The 18,312-nt window shown below is 67.7% G+C and carries 16 protein-coding genes; 11 read left to right on the forward strand and 5 right to left on the reverse strand.

Annotated features, from left to right (window positions below; all coding sequences use genetic code 11):
- Positions 1 to 6: 6 nt before the first annotated feature.
- The 3 genes from AC3B6C_RS07495 to AC3B6C_RS07505 form a co-directional block, all read right to left on the reverse strand.
- Positions 7 to 1,236, reverse strand: a complete 1,230-nt coding sequence (locus AC3B6C_RS07495) for an amidase (protein ID WP_488375579.1) — start codon at positions 1,234 to 1,236, stop codon at positions 7 to 9.
- Positions 1,237 to 1,313: 77 nt separating this feature from the next.
- Positions 1,314 to 3,134 carry a hydantoinase B/oxoprolinase family protein gene (locus AC3B6C_RS07500; RefSeq protein ID WP_488375580.1) on the reverse strand — a complete coding sequence of 607 codons (1,821 nt, stop codon included), beginning with the start codon at positions 3,132 to 3,134 and terminating at the stop codon, positions 1,314 to 1,316.
- A 1-nt stretch (position 3,135) separates the two neighbouring features.
- Positions 3,136 to 5,214: a hydantoinase/oxoprolinase family protein gene (locus tag AC3B6C_RS07505; RefSeq protein ID WP_101820405.1), complete on the reverse strand. Its 2,079-nt coding sequence runs from the start codon at positions 5,212 to 5,214 to the stop codon at positions 3,136 to 3,138.
- A 255-nt stretch (positions 5,215 to 5,469) separates the two neighbouring features.
- Between AC3B6C_RS07505 and AC3B6C_RS07510 the strand changes: the two genes are divergently transcribed.
- From AC3B6C_RS07510 to AC3B6C_RS07545, 8 genes are all read left to right on the forward strand, one after another.
- Positions 5,470 to 6,024, forward strand: coding sequence for a MaoC family dehydratase (locus AC3B6C_RS07510; protein ID WP_065632054.1), 555 nt, complete (start codon positions 5,470 to 5,472; stop codon positions 6,022 to 6,024).
- Complete coding sequence (locus AC3B6C_RS07515; RefSeq protein WP_369519018.1) at positions 6,021 to 7,247, forward strand: CaiB/BaiF CoA transferase family protein; 1,227 nt, start codon at positions 6,021 to 6,023, stop codon at positions 7,245 to 7,247. Before AC3B6C_RS07510 ends, AC3B6C_RS07515 begins: the two co-directional genes overlap by 4 nt.
- Positions 7,244 to 8,629 (forward strand): MmgE/PrpD family protein, encoded by a 1,386-nt coding sequence (locus AC3B6C_RS07520; RefSeq protein WP_369519017.1) that lies wholly within the window; start codon positions 7,244 to 7,246, stop codon positions 8,627 to 8,629. The genes AC3B6C_RS07515 and AC3B6C_RS07520 overlap by 4 nt, the downstream gene beginning before the upstream one ends.
- Before the next feature lie 74 nt (positions 8,630 to 8,703).
- Positions 8,704 to 9,867 carry an acyl-CoA dehydrogenase family protein gene (locus AC3B6C_RS07525; RefSeq protein WP_004020855.1) on the forward strand — a complete coding sequence of 388 codons (1,164 nt, stop codon included), beginning with the start codon at positions 8,704 to 8,706 and terminating at the stop codon, positions 9,865 to 9,867.
- Positions 9,864 to 10,703, forward strand: coding sequence for an HpcH/HpaI aldolase/citrate lyase family protein (locus AC3B6C_RS07530; RefSeq protein ID WP_369519015.1), 840 nt, complete (start codon positions 9,864 to 9,866; stop codon positions 10,701 to 10,703). The genes AC3B6C_RS07525 and AC3B6C_RS07530 overlap by 4 nt, the downstream gene beginning before the upstream one ends.
- A gap of 43 nt (positions 10,704 to 10,746) precedes the next feature.
- On the forward strand, positions 10,747 to 10,878 hold the full coding sequence (locus tag AC3B6C_RS07535) for a hypothetical protein (protein ID WP_255220179.1): 132 nt from the start codon (positions 10,747 to 10,749) through the stop codon (positions 10,876 to 10,878).
- A 156-nt stretch (positions 10,879 to 11,034) separates the two neighbouring features.
- Entirely contained in the window at positions 11,035 to 12,606 is a 1,572-nt protein-coding gene (locus AC3B6C_RS07540; RefSeq protein WP_101820401.1) for a hypothetical protein, read from the forward strand.
- Positions 12,603 to 13,559: an alpha/beta hydrolase family protein gene (locus tag AC3B6C_RS07545; RefSeq protein ID WP_101820400.1), complete on the forward strand. Its 957-nt coding sequence runs from the start codon at positions 12,603 to 12,605 to the stop codon at positions 13,557 to 13,559. The genes AC3B6C_RS07540 and AC3B6C_RS07545 overlap by 4 nt, the downstream gene beginning before the upstream one ends.
- Before the next feature lie 41 nt (positions 13,560 to 13,600).
- Here the strand turns inward: AC3B6C_RS07545 and AC3B6C_RS07550 are convergent, their stop codons facing one another.
- Positions 13,601 to 14,644, reverse strand: a complete 1,044-nt coding sequence (locus AC3B6C_RS07550; RefSeq protein ID WP_369519014.1) for a 2Fe-2S iron-sulfur cluster-binding protein — start codon at positions 14,642 to 14,644, stop codon at positions 13,601 to 13,603.
- Between the two features lies 1 nt (position 14,645).
- Positions 14,646 to 15,857 carry a cytochrome P450 gene (locus AC3B6C_RS07555; protein WP_101820398.1) on the reverse strand — a complete coding sequence of 404 codons (1,212 nt, stop codon included), beginning with the start codon at positions 15,855 to 15,857 and terminating at the stop codon, positions 14,646 to 14,648.
- A 238-nt stretch (positions 15,858 to 16,095) separates the two neighbouring features.
- On the opposite strand from AC3B6C_RS07555, the gene AC3B6C_RS07560 reads away from it, so the two are divergent.
- The 3 genes from AC3B6C_RS07560 to AC3B6C_RS07570 all read left to right on the forward strand — a co-directional run bounded on the left by AC3B6C_RS07560 (position 16,096) and on the right by AC3B6C_RS07570 (position 18,307).
- On the forward strand, positions 16,096 to 17,028 hold the full coding sequence (locus AC3B6C_RS07560) for an AraC family transcriptional regulator (RefSeq protein ID WP_101820397.1): 933 nt from the start codon (positions 16,096 to 16,098) through the stop codon (positions 17,026 to 17,028).
- Positions 17,029 to 17,147: 119 nt separating this feature from the next.
- The gene (locus tag AC3B6C_RS07565) at positions 17,148 to 17,861 is read left to right on the forward strand and encodes a TNT domain-containing protein (RefSeq protein WP_004020848.1); all 714 of its coding nucleotides are present in this window, start codon (positions 17,148 to 17,150) and stop codon (positions 17,859 to 17,861) included.
- The gene (locus tag AC3B6C_RS07570; RefSeq protein WP_004020847.1) at positions 17,858 to 18,307 is read left to right on the forward strand and encodes an Imm63 family immunity protein; all 450 of its coding nucleotides are present in this window, start codon (positions 17,858 to 17,860) and stop codon (positions 18,305 to 18,307) included. Before AC3B6C_RS07565 ends, AC3B6C_RS07570 begins: the two co-directional genes overlap by 4 nt.
- The last annotated feature ends 5 nt before the right edge of the window (positions 18,308 to 18,312 follow it).

An 18,312-nucleotide genomic window follows, 5' to 3' on the forward strand; every position in this document is an offset into this window, starting at 1 on the left:
GACGCCTCACACGTCCACGCGGACCGGCGGGCGTCGACGGTGCCAGTCGGTGTGCTCCTGGTATTGCTCGGCCAGCGCGAACAGCGTGGCCTCGGCGTCGTGGGCCGCGGTCAGCTGAGCCCCGATCGGCATCCCGGACGGGTGGACTCCCACCGGCAGCGCGAGCGTCGGGCCGTCGTGCAACGACCACGGGTAGGTCAGCTGCCCCATCCGACGTGCCTGTGCGACAACGGCATCGCCACCACCGAGCAGGGGGACGTCCGCCGGCATCGCCGGGGTGAGGACCACGTCCACGTCGTCGAAGAGCTCGGCCGTGGCAGCGCGGAACACATCACGTTGTCGCCGCGCCGCGGTCACCTGACCGTCGGAGATGCTGAGTCCGAGCAGGATCCGCTCGCGCGTCGCCGACTGGAATCGGCTCGGCTCGTCCCGCAGTCGTTCGGCATGGGTCTTCGCCAAGTCCGAGTAGATGAGGGTGTACACGACGTCCTGCGCCGATGCGCTGTGCGGAACCGGCACGTCGACGACACTGTGGCCCAGGTCGCGAAGCAGGTCCGCGGCACCGACCACCGCGTCGCGCACTGCCGGGTCCACGTCCTCGGTGACGAACGGCCAGGGCAGCGCGATCCGCAACGACGCGCTCCGCAACGGTGCCGAGTCGGCGCCCGCGAGCACCGCGAACGTCTCCCGAACCAGTGCCGCCGATCGTGCCAGCGGGCCGACGGTGTCGAAATCGGCACTCACCGGGAAGATCCCGGTCATGTCGAGCACTCCGACAGATGGCCGCAGGCCCGTCACACCGCAGCACGCGGCAGGCAGCCGGATGGATCCGCCGGTGTCCGTGCCGAGGGACACGTCGACGATCCCCGCCGCCACCGCGACACCCGACCCACCGCTCGATCCACCGGGTACGCGATCGGCGGCCCACGGGTTCACCGACCCACCCGATGCCGAGTTCTGACTCGTCACACCGACGGCGAACTCGGCGAGATTCAGCGTCGAGGTGATGACGGCACCGGCCTGCTTCACCGCACGCACGCAGGCCGCGTCGGCAGATGCCACCCGGTCGGCGAAGTACTCGGACCCACAGGTGGAGCGCACGCCGCCCACCTCGATGTTGTCCTTCACCCCGATCCGCAGGCCGGACAGCGGACCGGATGCGACATCGGGGTCGACACCGAACTGCTCGGGCACCCACGAGATGACCGTGTTGAGCCGCGCGGCAACGTCTCTCACAGATTGCGCCGCGGTGCTTTCCGGGGAATGGCCGGAGGGGCCGACGACAGAATCGCCGGCCCCTCCGATGTCACTGGTCAGGACGCCACCCGCGACGCGCGGAGCTGCTCGGTGGCCGCTGCGTCGACGGTCCAGTCGTCGGTGTTCACGACGACACCGTAGTCCTGACGCGCCTCGTCCGCGGACAGGTACTCGTCCCACACGTCGGAGAGCACCGCGAACGGATCGCGCAGGAACGGATCGCCGAAGCCACCGCCCGACGGCATCCGGATCTCGAGACGCTCGCCCTCGCGGATGACCTCCTGGGTCACCTTCGAGAACAGCACCTCCTCTTCGGGCGTGCCGGGGTTGCGGACGAACGAACCCGACGCGCCGTCGCCGCCACCGAGCGCGCCCGCGGGCGGGTCGGTGCGGTTGTCTGCCTCGGAGCCGAGGAAGGTGTCGGTCTGCATGTACCAGGTCCGCACGCTGCCGATGCCGCCGCGCCACTGGCCGGGTGCCGGTGACTCGTCGCGGAGCTCGTAGCGCTCGGCACGCATCGCGTGGTTGAGCTCGAGTTCCTCGATCGGGTTGTTGCGGGTGTTGGCCATCAGGGCGTCGACGGCGTCCATGCCGTCCTTGCCGTTACGTGCGCCGTAGGAACCCTCGTTGATCTCGATGTAGACCCAGTACGATTCACCGTCCTCGGCCAGACCCGAGTACGCGATGGCGCACAGCGCCGCCGACGAACCGGCGATCGCCCGCTCGGGCAGCACCGGTGCCAGCGCCAGGTTGATCGAGTCGAAGATGCGGTTGACCTGCGAGAAGCGTGCGAAACACGATGCCGGGAAGTCCGGGTTGAAGATCGTGCCCTCCGGCGCGTAGGCGCGCACCGGTCGGAAACACCCGTCGTTCTGCGGGACGAACTCCTCGGTGAGGTACTCGTCGAGCAGGATGGTGCGGATCGCGCTCACCGCCACTGGCAACACCGAACCCTCGAACGGCACGTTGAACGCCGTCGGCACCTGGTCGTTGGAGCCGGTGAGGTCGATGAGGACGTCCTCGTCCTCGACCTGCACGCGCACCGCGACCTTCAGCGGCACACCGCGGTTCTTGCCGTCGTCGTCGAGGTAGCCGATAGGTGCCTCGTAGCTGCCGTTGGGGATCTGGCGGATCCGACTGCGCAGCATCTCTTCCGAGTAGTCCATCCACCGGTCGGCGGCACTAATCACGGTGTCGAGCCCGTGCTTCTCGAGCAGTTCGACGAACCGCTTCTCACCGATGCGCGAGCAGGCGATGAGAGCCTCCAGGTCACCGCGGTTCTGCTCCGGGGTACGCACGTTGTCCAGGATGTGCTGGATCAGCATGTCGTTGCGGACGCCGCCGTCGTAGATCTTCATCGAGTCCATCAGCTTGCCCTCGGCCCAGACGTCGACGACGTCCATGCACAGGCCGGGGAAGTTGCCACCGATGTCGGAGACGTGACCGGTGCAGCCGGCGAACCCGATGTGCTCGCCTTCCCAGAAGATAGGGATGATCACGCCGTAGTCGGGGGAGTGCGCCGCACCGTGATACGGGTGGTTGTGCAGGATCACGTCACCGGGCTTGTAGGTACCGGCGAGCTTGCGGTTCACGCCGCGGATGTACGCGGGGATCGAACCACAGTGCATCGGAGTCGAATCCGACTCGCACAGCTCGCGGCCGTTGACGTCGAAGATGCCGGCGCCGAGGTCCTCGGACTCGCGGATGAGGCTCGAGTAGGCCATCCGGTAGAGAACCTGGGCCATCTCCTTGGCCATCGAGTTCAGCGCACCACCGATGACGCGCAGGGTGATCGGGTCGACCTCGACGGTGTTCCAGGTCCGGTTGGCCTCGGCGGCAAGCGAAACGCCGTCCGTGGGCATCAGAGCTTTCGCCATGTCAGGCGCTCCTCTCGATGATGATGTGGCCCACGGCGTCGACCGTGGCCTTCTGTCCGATGCCGACGATGGTCGTCGAGTCGAACTGCTGGACGATCGCGGGACCGTCGAAGGTGTTGCCCGCCTTGAAGAGTGCGCGGTCGTAGATGGGTGTGTCGACCCATTCCGGATCGGCCGAGTCGTTCTTCCAGAACAGCGCGCGGGTGGTGGCCTTGATCGCCGACGACGCGTCCGCGTCGCCCTTCTCGATCTCGGCGATGCGGATGTGCTCGACCGCGCCCACCCCGGTCACGCGGATGTTGACCAGCTGGACCGGCTTGTCGTCGAAGCGCTGCGAATACGTACGGCCGTGGACCTCGTGGAAGGTGGCCGCGGTCTGCTCGACCCACTCGTCGGTGATGTCGCCGGCAGGTGCGGGGACCCGGAGCTCGTAACCCTGTCCGACATAACGACAGTCGACGCTGCGCTCGAGAGTGATCGCGTCCTCGGCAATACCGTCGGCGCGAAGCTGGGCGACTGCCTGCTCGGACAACCGGTCCATCTCGCGACGCAGCAGCTCCAGATCGGGTTCGGCCGACGAGGTCCACACGGTGGTCGGGACCTCGTAGCGAACATCGGTGGTCAGCAGGCCGACCGCCGAGGTGATCCCGGGGTGACCGGGCACGATGACACGCGGAATGCCCAGGTGCTCGGCGATCTGCCAGGCGTACAGGGGCCCGGCGCCGCCCTCGGCGACGAGCGAGAACTCGCGCGGGTCATAGCCTTTGCGCACCGAGTGCAGCGAGATGGCCTCGGTCATCGAGTGCGCGAGGATCTGGAAGATGCCCATCGCCGCGTGCTCGATGTCGGCACCGAGCTTGTCGGCGATGTGGGTCTGGACCGCCTCGGTGGCGAGTTCGGTCTTGACCTCCATGGTTCCCGACAGGAAGCTGTCCTCGCGGAGCCAGCCCATGACGACCATCGCATCGGTGGATGTGGGTTCGGTGCCGCCGCGGTTGTAGCAGGCCGGGCCGGGCATGGCACCGGCGCTGCGCGGTCCGACGCGGAACATGCCGCCCTCGTCGATGCTGGCGATGGATCCGCCGCCGGCACCGATGGTGTCGACCTCGGCCATCGGCACCATCGCGTGGTAGTCGCCGATGCGGGTGTCGAGCAGGTGCTTCATGCGGAGCTTGCCGTCAGGGGCGACGCCGATGTCGGCGGAGGTGCCGCCCACGTCGAGGGTGATGACGCTCGGGTAGCCCGACGCCTTGCCGATGAAGCAGCCGCCGAGGAGTCCGGCGACGACACCGCTGGTCAGGAGCGAGACCGGGACCTCGCTGGCGCTGCGCGACGTGACGAGACCGCCGGCGGAGGTCATCAGGTGGACGTCCTCGCCGACCTGTGCGGCCTTGGCCTTGCCGGCCAGGTTCTCGATGTAGCGGGAGGTCTTGGGGCCGACGAACGCGTTGAGCGCGGTGGTGGAGAAGCGCTCGTACTCGCGGTACTGCGAGGCGACGTCGCTGGACAGCGAGACGAACACGCCGGGGTACTCCTCGGCGATGATGTCCCGGACGCGGTGCTCGTGGGCCGGATTGCGGTAGGCGTGCAGGAAGGCCACCGCGATGGCCTCGACACCGCGCTCGCGGAGCAGGCCCACCTCGCGGCGAACGGCATCCTCGTCGAGCGGGGTGAGCACGTTGCCGGCCGCGTCCATTCGCTCGGCGACGGTGCGCCGGTTGCGACGGGGCACCAGCTGCCACTTCTGCCACGGCAGATCCTGGTAGTTGGAGTAGTTCAGGGGGCGCTTCTTGCGCGCGATGTGCAGGATGTCCCGGAAGCCGTCGGTGGTGATCATGCCGACGTCACTGCCGTTGTGCTCCAGCACGATGTTGGTGGCCACGGTCGTGCCGTGGAAGAACATCTCGATGTCCGCGACGTCGATGCCCGCACGTTCGGCGAGCACCCCGATCCCGTCCATCGTGCCGATCGAGGGATCGTGGTTGGTCGACGGCGTCTTGTGCACCGTGACCGTCCCGTCGTCGTCCCACAGGACCAGGTCGGTGAACGTGCCGCCCACATCCACGCCGATTCGCTTCATCGAAACTCGCTTCCTCTGTACATGCCGTCACCCCGACGTCTTCAGCTGTGTCCCCGATGACGGGAGTGATCTGAGCCATAGCTGCGCTCCGGAGCATCATGCAATACCTCGGAGGGTTTCGGCAACACCTGCGGCAAAACTCAGGGTATTGCCAGGATGAGGAGATCCTTGACGTTCTAAAGATCAGATGTTTATGGTGGTCCGCGTCACGGCTCGTTGTGTGCACTCCACGACGCCGCACCCTGAGGAGGACCATTGACCACCCATCCCGCCACTCTCGGACGCTTCTTCGAGGACTACGTCGTGGGCGACGTCTACCAACACCCGATGGGCCGCACCATCACCGACACCGACAACGCGTGGATCACATGCCTGTCGATGAACACCAACCAGAACCACTTCAACTCCCACCTCGCCGCGACGAATCCCATCACCGACGGCAAGGTCATCGTGAACTCGGGTCTGACCATCGCCCTGGTCCTCGGACTCTCGGTCATCGACATGAGCCAGAACGCGGTCGCGAACCTGCAGTTCACCGACGTCAAACTGGCCCACCCGGTCTACGTCGGCGACACCATCTACGCCGAGAGCATCTGCACCGACCTGCGCCTGTCCCAGTCCCGTCCCTACGCGGGGATCGTGTCGATGGTGACCCGCGGGATCAACCAGGACGGCGAGGTCGTCATCTCCTGGAAGCGTTCGGTGATGGTCGCGACCCGCGAGAGCGGCATCGGACAGAACTACTTCCCCGAGGTCAAGGCCCCGTCCCTGACCGAGCTGACCGGAACCACCGAGGGGAGCGTCGGATGAAGCCGCTCGAGGACGTCCGCATCATCGCCATCGAGCAGTACGGCGCCGGCCCGTTCGGCAGCGTCCACCTCGCCGACCTCGGCGCGGACGTGCTGAAGATCGAGGAGCCGCAGTCCGGCGGCGACGTCGGAAGGTATGTCCCCCCGTACAACTCGGGCGAGGATTCCCTGTTCTTCGAGGCCTTCAATCGCAACAAGCGCAGTCTCTCACTGGATCTCGCGACCCCCGGCGGTCGCAAGGTGTTCGAGGACCTCGTGCGGACCAGCGACGCGGTCTACTCCAACCTGCGCGGCGACGTCCCGGCGAAGATCAAGATCACCTACGACGACCTCAAACACCTCAACCCGGCGATCGTCTGCTGCAGCCTCACCGGCTTCGGCATGACCGGTCCGCGCGCCAAACAGCCCGGTTACGACTACATCCTGCAGGGCCTGGCCGGCTGGATGGACCTCACCGGCGACCCGGACGGACCACCCACGAAATCCGGTCTGTCCCTGGTGGATTTCTCCGGCGGATTCGTCGCGGCCCTGAGCTTGATGGCCGGTCTGCACGCCGCGCGCCGCGACGGTGTCGGCGGCGACTGCGACGTCTCGCTGTACGACACCGCGGTCTCCATGCTCACCTACCCGGCCGCATGGCATCTCAATGCCGGTTACCGTCCGGGTCGCACCAAGAACTCGGCGCATCCGTCGCTGGTGCCGTTCCAGGCCTTCGAGGCCTCCGACGGTTGGTTCGTCGTCGGCTGCGCCAAGGAGAAGTTCTGGGTGCGCCTCGCCGAGGCCATCGGTCTGGCCGAGCTGCTCGACGACCCGCGGTTCACCGACTTCGCCGCCCGCGGACAGCACAAGGACGAACTGCTGCCGATCCTGGAGAAGCGATTCGCCGAGTCGACCGTCGACCACTGGGTGTCGCTGCTTACCGACGCGGGGGTTCCCACCGGGCCGATCAACGACGTCGAGCAGGCGCTCACCGAGGAGCACACGCTCGCACGCGGTCTCATCGCCACCACCGAACACGAGGTGTGGGGTGAGGTCCGGCAGGTGACCTCGCCGGTGCGTTTCGGCACGGACAAGACGGAGTATCGTCGGGCACCGCATCGCAACGAGAACTTCGACGAGGTGATGGGTCTGCTGGGCTACAGCGCGGACGACGTCCGTGGTCTCGTCGACGGCGGCGCCTTCGGCGCGGTCGCCCAGACTCCCTCCGGTCAGGCCCCGTCGTGACCGCCCGCCGACTCGCGAGCTGGGCCGCCGGCCTGAGTATCGACGCGATCCCCGAGACCACCCGCCGCGCCGCACTCCGACACCTGCTCGACGGCATCGGCAACGGGATCGGGGCCCGGCGCCTCGACCAGGGCGGACCGGGGTTGACGGTGGCTCGCGCGCTCGGCGGTCCCGCCCAGGCCCACCCGCTCGGAGATGCCGAGGCGATCTCGTCCCCCGCGGCGGCGTTCGCCAACGGCGTGCTGATGCATGCGCTCGACTTCGACGACACGCACGCCGGCGCGCTGGTGCACCCGACGACGGTCGTGGCCCCGGCGGTGCTGGCGGTCGCCGAGGAGGTCGACGCGACCGGCGCCGACACCGTCGTCGCGCTGGTGGCCGGGCTCGAGGTCGCGTGCCGTCTCGGCGCGGCCGCGCCCCACGGGTTCCATGCGCGCGGACTGCACGCCACCGCCGTCGTCGGTCCGCTCGCCGGTGCCGTCGCCGCCGGATTGCTGTACGGCGCCGGGACCGATGTGCTCACCAACGCGATCGGCATCGCCGCGTCGTCGTCGGGTGGGCTCCTCGAGTTCCTCGACACCGGCGCGAACACCAAGACCCTGCACCCCGGGAACGCCGGCTTCAGCGGTGTCCTGGCCGCGCGGCTCGCGGTGGCCGGGGCGAGCGGACCCGAGTCGGTGCTCGAAGGCCGCCGCGGTCTGTACCGTGCGCTCGCCGATCGTGACATCGATCCCGACATCATCGTGGCCGACCTCGGAACCCGCTGGGAGAGTGCCAGTATCGGCATCAAGCCGTATCCGAGCTGCCAGCTGATGCATGCCGCGCTCGACGCGGTCGGCGCCGCACTGGTCACGGCCGGCGAGCAGGGTCGCGAGATCGTGCCGGGGGAGATCGCGAGCATCGCCGTCGACGTCCACCCGGACAGCGTCGAGATCGTCTGCGGCCCTGGCACCGGTACGCGCAGCCCGCGCAGCGTCTACGACGCCAAGTTCGACTTGCCGTGGAGCGTCGCCGCCCTCGTGCACGACGGTGCCGTCACCGTGGGCACCTACGCTGTGGACTCGATCGGGCGCCCCGAGGTCGCGACCACCGCGGGACTCGTCGAGGTCACCACCGTGCCCGATGACCGCCCGGCCGCCGACGCCGCCGGCCGGGCGGTCATCACCTTCGCCGACGGCTCCCGGGTCGTCGGCGAGGTGCCCTGCAGCCGTGGCACTTCGGGCCGGCCGATGGACGACGCCGCCGTGGCCGCGAAGTTCCGTGGGAACAGCGGTGGCGGAGATGCCTCCGATGACCTCGTCGACGCGGTGTTCGGTCTCCCGAACGCGTCGTCGGTCGTACCGATCACCACCCTCGCGACGACCATCGTCGCCGCCGGCTGACACACACCACGCCCATCTCGCCGTGGGTTTGCCGCCGCGAACCCGTCCGGTCACGCCTGAGAGCAAGGATCACAATGGATTTCAGTTTCAATTCCGAACAGCGCGACTTCCGCGCCGCCCTGCGTCAGCTCGTCGACAAGGAGATCATCCCGGTCGCCAACGAGTGGGAGCGCACCGGCCGGTATCCCACCGAGATCGTCGACCGGTTGCGGGAGATGGGTCTGTTCGGGATCACCACGCCGGAGGAATTCGGCGGACTCGAACTCGACATGGTGTCCTTCACCCTCGTCTACGAGGAGCTCGCACGCGGTTGGATGGGCATCGCCGGAATCCTCGGCAGCCACAACCTGTCCTGCTGGATGATCGCGCGCCACGGCACCGACGAACAGAAGGCACAGTGGCTCCCGCGCCTGGCAAGTGGTGAGTGCCGCACCGGAATCGGCCTCACCGAACCCGGGGCCGGAACCGATCTACAGGGCATCAAGACAACCGCCACCAAGGACGGTGACGACTACGTCATCCGTGGCACCAAGACGTGGATCACCAACGCGCGTCACGCGAATGTGCTTCCGGTACTGGTGAAGACCGACCCGTCGGCCACTCCGGCGCACAAGGGCATGAGCATCCTGCTGGTGGACACCACCACGCCCGGCTTCGAGGTCCAGCGGGACATGGGCAAGCTCGGCTACAAGGGCACGGAGTCGTGCGAGATCTTCCTCGACGAGGTGCGCGTCCCGCAGTCGACGCTGCTCGGCGGCGTCGAGGGCCGGGGCATGCAGCAGGCGCTGTCGGGCCTCGAGATCGGTCGGTTGAACATCGCCGGCCGTAGCGTCGGCATCGCGCAGGCGTCGTACGACGCCGCGCTCAACTACTCACGTGAGCGGACGGCATTCGGCAAGCCGATCTCGGACTTCCAGGCCATCCAGCTCAAGCTCGCCGACATCGCCACCCAGCTGCAGGCGGCGCGTCTGATGACGTACTGGGCAGCGGCCAAGGCGGATTCGGGTGCCCGGGTCGACGGCGAGGCCGGCATGGCGAAGTACTTCGCGTCGGAGACCGCGATCACCGCGAGCCTCGAGGCGATGCGCATCCACGGCGGATACGGCTACTCGACCGAGTTCAACGTCGAGCGCTACTACCGGGACGCGCCGCTGATGTCGATCGGTGAGGGCACCAACGACATCATGCGGACGGTCATCGCCAAGGCGCTCGTCAACGGCACCGTCACGGTCGGATGACGCAGACGCTGGTCTTCCTGTACGTCCCGGGCGACCGGCCCGAGCGCTTCGACAAGGCGGTCGGGTCGGGGACCGATGCCGTGGTCCTCGACCTGGAGGACGCGGTGCCGTTGTCGGGCAAGGACACCGCACGCATCGCCGTCGGCGCGTGGCTGGAGAACCGCGACCGGGACGGCGTCCCCGTCTGGGTGCGGGTCAACCCCGGAGCCGAACTCCGCGACGACCTCACCATGGCGGTGCGGGCCGGCGCCGACGGCGTCTGGCTGCCCAAGGTCGACGACGCGGCGACGCTCGAGCGGGTGGACACCATGCTGGCCGAGCTCGAGGCCGAGTGGGGACGACCCCGCACACCGGTGTCGCCGCTGATCGAGACCGGGGCCGGACTCTGCAACGCGGCGTCGATCGCGGCCGGACCGCGGGTCGAGTTCGTCCAGATCGGCGAAGTCGATCTCGCCGCCGACCTCGGGGTCACCTCGGTGGTCGGCAACGAACTGCTGTGGGCACGCTCGCAGGTGGTCGCCGCGTCGGCGGCGGCGCGGATCGGTCCACCGCTCGGCGCGGCGTCGCCGGTCATAGACGACCCGGACGGCTTCGCCGACGAGACCCGACGGCTGACCGCCCTCGGGTTCCTCGGGCGCGCCTGCATCCACCCGCGACAGATCGCCCCTGCCCGAGCAGGGATGGCGCCGACCGACGCCGAGGTCGCTTCCGCCCGCGACGTCCTGACCGCCTTCGACGCCGCGGGAGGCGCCGCGGCCACGGACAGTGCGGGCCGTCTGATCGACGAGGCGGTCGCGCGGATCGCCCGGCGAACTCTCGCCCGGCAGTCGACGTAGGATCGACAGCGCCGGGGCGGGGCGACCCACGGTTTCCTGCTCGGTGCCGGACCCGACCCCTCACGCGAACATCGAAACGGAGACGAACATGGTGGACAACATCCTGTGGCAGGCGATCCAGGACAACGAACTGGCACTGGCCGTACTGCAGTACGTGTTCTCGGGCGTCAAGTAGGGGAATCCCGAAACAACCGCAATCACGTTGCGGCAGCTCGGTCCGAATTGCGGGCCGAACTGCCGCAACAAACATTTTGGGACGTATTTCAGAAATCGATCCGGTGAATTCACCGGCTACTCGGGCGGTGTCTGAATTGTCCGCTAGTGTTTAGCGATGCTCACAGGCACGCGCGGTAATCGATGGCTGGTGCGTCTCTCGGTGACGGCACTTGTGCTGGCGGTGGCCGCAGGTTTGGCGATCGTCGCCCCCGGTCCGTCGCAGGCGGCGCCCGTGGTGAACCCCAAGGCCGGAAAGCTCGTCGCGCAGGCCGACTTCCAGGTCAAACGAGACGGTTTCTCGTTCGAGAACTGGGGGCCGAACGACGCTCTGCACACTCGTGGTTTGAGCATCGAGGGCATGCGGGCGGTCTTCGGTGACGAGGTCTGCGCCCGAATCGTGTTCGGAGTCTGTTCGCCGACGACGGTTGCCGAGCTCGTCCAGCAGGAATTCAACGAGTCGATGGCGGGCGGGCACTGCTTCGGGATGGCCGCCCTGGCCGGACTGTATGCCACCAAGCGGTTGAACCCGTTCCCGCTGGCGATGCCGTGGCAGTCCGTCTACAGCATCGGCCCGTCGGCGCCGCTCGACGAACTCATCGCGCGGATGTTCATCACCCAGGGCTTCCCGCCCACCGACCTCCTCGAGTCAGAGGTCACCGTCACAGAGGCGCTGTCCCGACTGCGCTCGGCGTGGGCGCGCAACGACAACTACGTCCTGGCGATCTACACCGATGAGGAGCAGAGCGCCGGGCACGCCATCAACCCGATCGCCATCCGCGACCTCGGGCAGGGCAAGCGCGGCATCGTCGTCTACGACAACAACTTCCCCGGCGTGGAGAAGATGATCGTCGTCGACCCGGCTGCCAACAGCTGGTACTACTCGACGGCCACCAACCCGTCCGAGCCGACACTGTTGTTCCAGGGGTCGCCGGCCAACAAGATGATGCTTGTTCCGCTGGCACCGATCCTGGCACGTCATCAGGATCCGGAGCTGCGTAACGACGAGACGGTCGTGATGGTGTCGGACAACAACGGCGGTGCACGCGGTGTCGGCGACGTCGACTGGGACGTGCGGGTCACCGATCCCGCCGGTCGTGCGATCCCGGGTGTCGACAAGAAGATCTTGTTCAACAACGACAACTCCGTCACGTTCACGGTGCCCGCGAACCGGAAGTTCCGGATCGTCGTGGACGGGGTGGAAGCGGGTCGGACCGCGGACATCGACGCCACAGTGCTCAGCGCGGGCGGCGTGGTCGCGATGGGTGATCTCGAGGTGCCCGCGGGTGCGGTCGCGGTCATCGACGCCGATCCGGCCCGGCACGGGATGCGGGTGACCTCGTCGGCACCGTCGACCGCGGAGTTCGAAGTCGCGACCGAGAATTCGCTGCGATCACTGTCGACCGAGACCACGCAGTTGGCGATCGGCCCGGGCTCGGCGGTCTCGGTGGGGGCCACCTCTCCGTCGGGAGTGACCGTTCGATCCGAAGGACGGGCACAGCGGCTCCGACTGGAGGTCGAACGCAGCGACACCTTCACCGATCGCGTCGCGGTCAGCCCGACGTCGATCTCGCTGCCCGCGGGCGCGACGGTCACGGTGCCGGTGAATCTGTGGCCCGGGTTCGGACCGCTGCCGGCGACCCTGCGTAGCGGCGCGTCGATCACGCCTGTACCGCTGAGCGTGCGGTGACGGCCACGTCGCGTCGCGTCCGCATCGCACTGGGGGTCGTCGTCGCCGGCGTGTTGGGACTGTCCGCGTGCTCCACGGGAACCACGCCGACCCCGACCCCCAGCAGCAGTGCCACAGCCGCCCCGGTCGAGTACCTCGACGAGGTGACCGTCCACCGGTTCGACTACCCGACGCCGGACGATGGTGACTCCGAACAGAATTGGGCCGAGCTGTACCTGCCCGCGGGTGAGCAACGGGTCGACACGATCCCGCTGGTGGTCCTCATCCACGGCGGTGCCTGGCAGAGCGCCCTCGGGGCCGACGTCTTCGAGCCGCTGGCACGAGACCTGGCCGATCGGGGCATGGCCGTGTACAACATCGAATACCGCCGCGTCGGATCGGGCGGTGGTTGGCCGACGACGTTCCGGGACGTCGCGAGCGCCCTGGACCACGTCGTCGTGGTGGACCGGCAGTTCCCGCAGATCGACACCGACGACGAGCTGGTTGTCGGGCACAGTGCCGGAGCGCAACTCGCGGTCTGGGGCGGCACCCGGCACAAACTGGACGACGACGAGGTCGGTGCGCGGCCGCTGTTTCGCCCGACGCGGGTCGTCTCGCTCGCCGGTCCACTCGACATGACCTATGCGGCCACGCATGGCGACGACCGGATCGTGACCGCCCTCGGCGGCACCCCGGCGCAGGTCCCGCAGCGGTACACGATGGTCGATCCCATCCAGAACATCGATCCCGACACCCCCGTGGTCGCCGTTCACGGAACCGCCGATCGGATGGTCGCGCCGGCCAATTCGCAACGCTACGTCGCCGCCGTCGTGCGTGACGGCGGAGACGCCGAGGCCGTTCTCATCCGTGGCGGCAACCACGGGTCGGTGGTCACCTCGACTGCGCCCGAGTACCCGCGGGTCCTCGACATCATCTCCGGAGCGTCGGCGGCGGATGTGCAGGACGTGGCCTGAGCTGGTCGTCGGCACCGGGACCGACGTGCCTCCGGGTCGACTCAGAGGGTCACGAGACTCGCTGCGGGCGTGTACTTCTCCCGCTTGATCCGCCGGGGCGGCATGCGTCGTCGCTTGAGGGCCCGGACCCCCGCCTCGACCATCGCGGGCGGGCCGCAGAGGTATGCCGAGTGGTTGCGGCAGGAGTCGAAGTCGGCCATCATCGCGTCACCGACGTAACCGGTACGGCCGCTCCACTCTTCGCGGCTGAGGCAGGGCGTGTACCGGACATTCGGGTGCTCGGTCTCGAGTGCGCGCCAGAAGTCGACGTCGTACAGCTCGGCCTCGGTGCGGACGCCGTGGTAGACGTGGATCTCACGATCGGGGTCGGCGTCGAGTGCTGCTCTCGCGATCGACTTCAGCGGCGCGAGACCGGTTCCCCCGGCGAGCAGGATGAGCCCGACGTCGGGTTCGCCCGGCTGATGGCAGAAGTCGCCCCACGGTCCCGTCATGGACACCGCCGCCCCGACCGTCAGGGAATCGAAGATCCACCGGTCGGTGGCGAGACCGTCTGGCTGCCTTCGGACGTGGAACTCGAGAGTGTCGGATTCGCTGGGCGGGTTGGCCATCGAGTACGGCCGGGTCTGGCCGGTGCCCGGGATCGACAACTCGACGTATTGGCCGGCCGTGAACTCGAACGGTTCGTCGAGTGACACCGTGATGGACACGGTGTCATCGGCCACCGCGGTGATCGAACCGACCGTTCCGGCGACATCGCGCAACAGGTGATGGCGCTCGCCGCACTCGGCGGCGGGCGGTTCGACGGCGATGTCGGTGATGGGTGTCGACTGACACGACAGCACGTATCCCTGCTGCTGCTCGGCGTCGGACAGGACACTGTCGGGGGCAGGCGGGGCGGTCACCATGCCGTCGATCACCCGGACCTTGCAGGTGCCGCAGGTGCCCTGGTTGCAGGAGTTGGGAATCCACACCCCCTGGCGCAACAGGGCATCGAGAACTCGCTGTCGGTCACCGCAGGTCACCGAGGTGTTGCCGGCGTCGATTCGGAAGGCCGTCGGGCCGGGCCGGGTCGTCGGGTCGGACACGTCACACCTCCCACACCGTGTGCAGTGACGTCGGCCCGCGGAAACCCCAACCCCAGAACTCGACGTCGCTGCTGTTGTCGCGCTCGAGGTTCGGGATGGACTCGAACAGCTCTTCGAGTCCGATCCGGCACACGTGATTGGCGAAGTAGATTCCTGCGCAGGCGTGGTTGCCGGCACCGAATGCGAGATGCGGCAACGGCGGTCGGGTGATGTCGTAGTCCGACGGTGCCTCGTAGACGGAGTGGTCATGATTGGCCGAACCGTACGACATCAGGACCACTGAGCCCTCCGGTAGGTCGACGCCCGCGACCTCGACGTCCTTCGTACTGATCCGGGCCGTGGCCGACCAGATCGGTGACGTCCACCGCATGCCCTCCGAGATCGCGCGCGGGATCAGGTTCGGCTCGTCGACGACCTGCTCGAATTGGTCCGGCCGGCTGAAGAGGCCGACCAGTGTGGAGGCCATGGCGTGGCCAGGCTCCTGCATCGCTCCGAGGAGGTACACGTACAGCGTCGGGTAGATGTAGTCGCGGTCGCGCGTCTGTCCCTCGGGCATACCGTCGTGCAACCAGTGGGAGATCGCGCTGTCGTCGGGATTCTCGATCCAGTTGTCGATCAGCGGATTGACGATCGACTGGATCTCCAGCTTCGCGGCGTCGGCCTCGGCGAAGCCGTCCGGGTTGGTGAACTCGCCGTTCTCGTCGACTCCCGCGTTGGTGAACGACGCCGACAGTTTGTGGAACCATTCGCGCAACTTGTCCGAACTCACCGACTGAAGGCCGAGAAGGTCGCCGAGCGCGCGCACGCTGACGGGTTCGCAGTACTGGCCGACGAGTTCGGCGCGCCCCACGTCCTCGAAGTCGCTCAGGTACCGGCGGGCGATCGGCCGGACGAGGTCGTCGATCCACCGGTCGACCTCCTGGGGTTGCAGGGCTGGATCGACCATCGACCGTAGGTCGTCGTGGATCGCACCGTTCACCCCGATCACTGCCGGGTGTCCGAAGGTACGGCCGCCGGCCTTGGTGATCACCGCCTCGAAGTCGGGGCTGGTGGCGATCGACCGGCAGATGTCCGCGGTCGTCGCGACGTACGACCCGAGAACCGGGACATAGGCGAGCGGCGCCTCGGCGCGAAGCCGTTCGTAGACGGGGTAGGGGTTGCGTTCGAGTTCGGTCATCGTGATGTCGTCGATCCACGACATGGTGCTGGTCATGGGTTCCTCCGCTGTGTTCGTCTCGAGAGCCGGGGGCGGCGGCCGGCAGGTTGTCGGCGACCCGGTGCGAGGTGACATTAGGGACCGCCGACCGGGCGGTCGATACGCTTCGCGCGTCGGCGGCACCGATCGCGCGGCAATGTGATCGCAGTCTCCGAACCGGGTGGCGAGTGTCGTGTGTCACCGGGTTGAATCGAGATGCACGACCCTGCGCGACCGGAGTACGAGGAAGAAGTCCATGCGGAGCACGACATCGACCAGCGACTGGGAGACGGCGCATCGTGCCGTCGAAGAGGTGTACTTCCCGCATGAGCTGACCGCGCTGTCGTCGCCGGATCAGCTGAATCTGAACCTGCAGACCGTCGAGCTGGGACCGGTCACGATCGGCAAGCTCAACTGGGGAACCGACGTCTCCATCTCCTGCGACTACCCGGGTGCCTACGAGATCAACATCCCGATCCGCGGTGTCCTGGACTCGCGCGCCGGGTCGGTGGAGACGACGTCGGAGGAAGGCAAGGCCACGGTCTTCACCGCGGATCGCCCGTCGACGATCACCCGGTGGTCCGCGGACTGTGTCGTGGTCGGGGTGAAGTTCGACGCCGACTACCTCGAATGCGAGGCCGACCGGGTCCGGGCGTCGGCGCTGCGTTCACAGTTGCGGCTGCCCGATCAGCTGGATCTCGCCGGACCCGACCAGCAGGCGTGGTTCGGGCTCGTGCGCGCGTTGTCGGCCCAGGTGCGCGAACCCGCCGACCTCCTGTCGAACCCACTGGTCGGACCGCAGCTGGCGAGCGCGATCAGCAGCGCGTTCCTCCTCGCTGTCTCTCCGGAAGAGGCGGGGACCGGTCTGCGCCCGCGGATGGTCAAGCGTGTGCTCGACGCATTGCATGACGATCCGGGACGCGACTGGCGTCTGGCGGACATGGCCGAACTGGGCGGCTCGAGCCTCCGGCGGCTGCAGGAGGGCTTCGCCGAACACGTCGGTGCGAGTCCGACCCAGACGCTACGGGACATCCGACTCGACCGGGCTCACCACGACCTCACCGAAGCGGACAACACCGACACGGTGGCCGAAGTTGCTGCGCGATGGGGCTTTTCGAGCCCCAGTCGGCTGGCGGCCGCGTACAAGAAGCGCTACGGCATCCCGCCGTCGGAACACCGTCGGCGGTAGGCATTCCGGGGGTACCGCTCGAATCTGTGCCGGAACTTCGCAGTTCAGACCACGCGGCGACGCCGATCGGTTAGTTTCCGCACTGCGTGATTCCGACGGACCCATCGAAAGGCGCGGCCATGAAACGTCGCCATGCTCTGCTTGCCACCCTCATCAGTGTCACGCTGGCACTCTCCGGGGGAGGGGTGGCGGCCGCCGCGCCGAACCCTTTGGGCGCATTGGATTTCGGATCGCTGGGCGGGCCGGAGGCGGGTGGATGTTCCGCACAGCTGTTGTACAACGACGAACTGTTCGGTCCGAAGATTCTGGCGACCGATGCCCCGGTGGGTCCGCAGTTGAGGGGTTACGACCGGCTCGCGGGTCTGAGTCCGAGCGAGTTCCTGCAGACGTATCGGAAAGGGGACAAGTGGGACTATCCGGACCACGACGGATACACGCTGAACCCCGACGGGTCCGCCAAGAAGTCGCTGACCACCCTCAACCCGAACAAGCGGATAGATCGCTATGGTCCCGCCAATGGTCGCTTCCTGGCCCCCGCGGGCACGCACTACAAGAGGCGGGCGCTTCCGCCGGAGAACCTCGTCGACAAAGACAACCCTCAGTTCTGCAACTACCACGTGTACGTGGTCATGCGCTCGGTGAAGGTGTGGACCGGACGTATCGCCAAGGGCTTCGGTCAGCCGGGCGGCGGCATTCAATATCAGATCGACCAGCAGCTCCTCGATCCCGGGTTGATCGAGGACCATCGCGGATGTTTCAACGAGACAGGCGGTTTCGTCAACACCCAGTGGTTGCTGTGTTCGGGTGTGCTCGAGAGCGTCTTCCCCGGATGACGTCGGGCGCCGACGACCAGCTCGACCCCGAGATGCGCAGCCGGATAGCCGATCTCGCGGCGACGATGTCGGCGGAGCCGTCCGATGTGCCTCGCCTGGGTCACATCCTCGACGACGCGACGCCCTCGTGCGTGCGCGACTCGGACGGTGTGTGGCACTTGATCATTCGCGAACGCGGCACGGTGATGTTCGACCGGCAGTCCAGCGATCCAGAGGAGTTCCTGAGCTGGGTTGCGGTGGCGATCGCCGAAGCGGCGTCGTATCGGCTGCACTCGCCCGGCGCGCCCGACTATCTGCGCCGGATCTGGGCGGAGCAGTATCGGATGCTGACCGCGGCCGACCCGGGGTGGGCCCGTACGTGGCTGGAGCGGACCCGGAAGAGGTTGGTCGACCAGGGAGCCGACGATCGTGAACTGGCGCAACTGCCGGGCGGGCACCACGGCTGAGACGA

This window comes from Gordonia sp. 11cp, assembly GCF_057767225.1.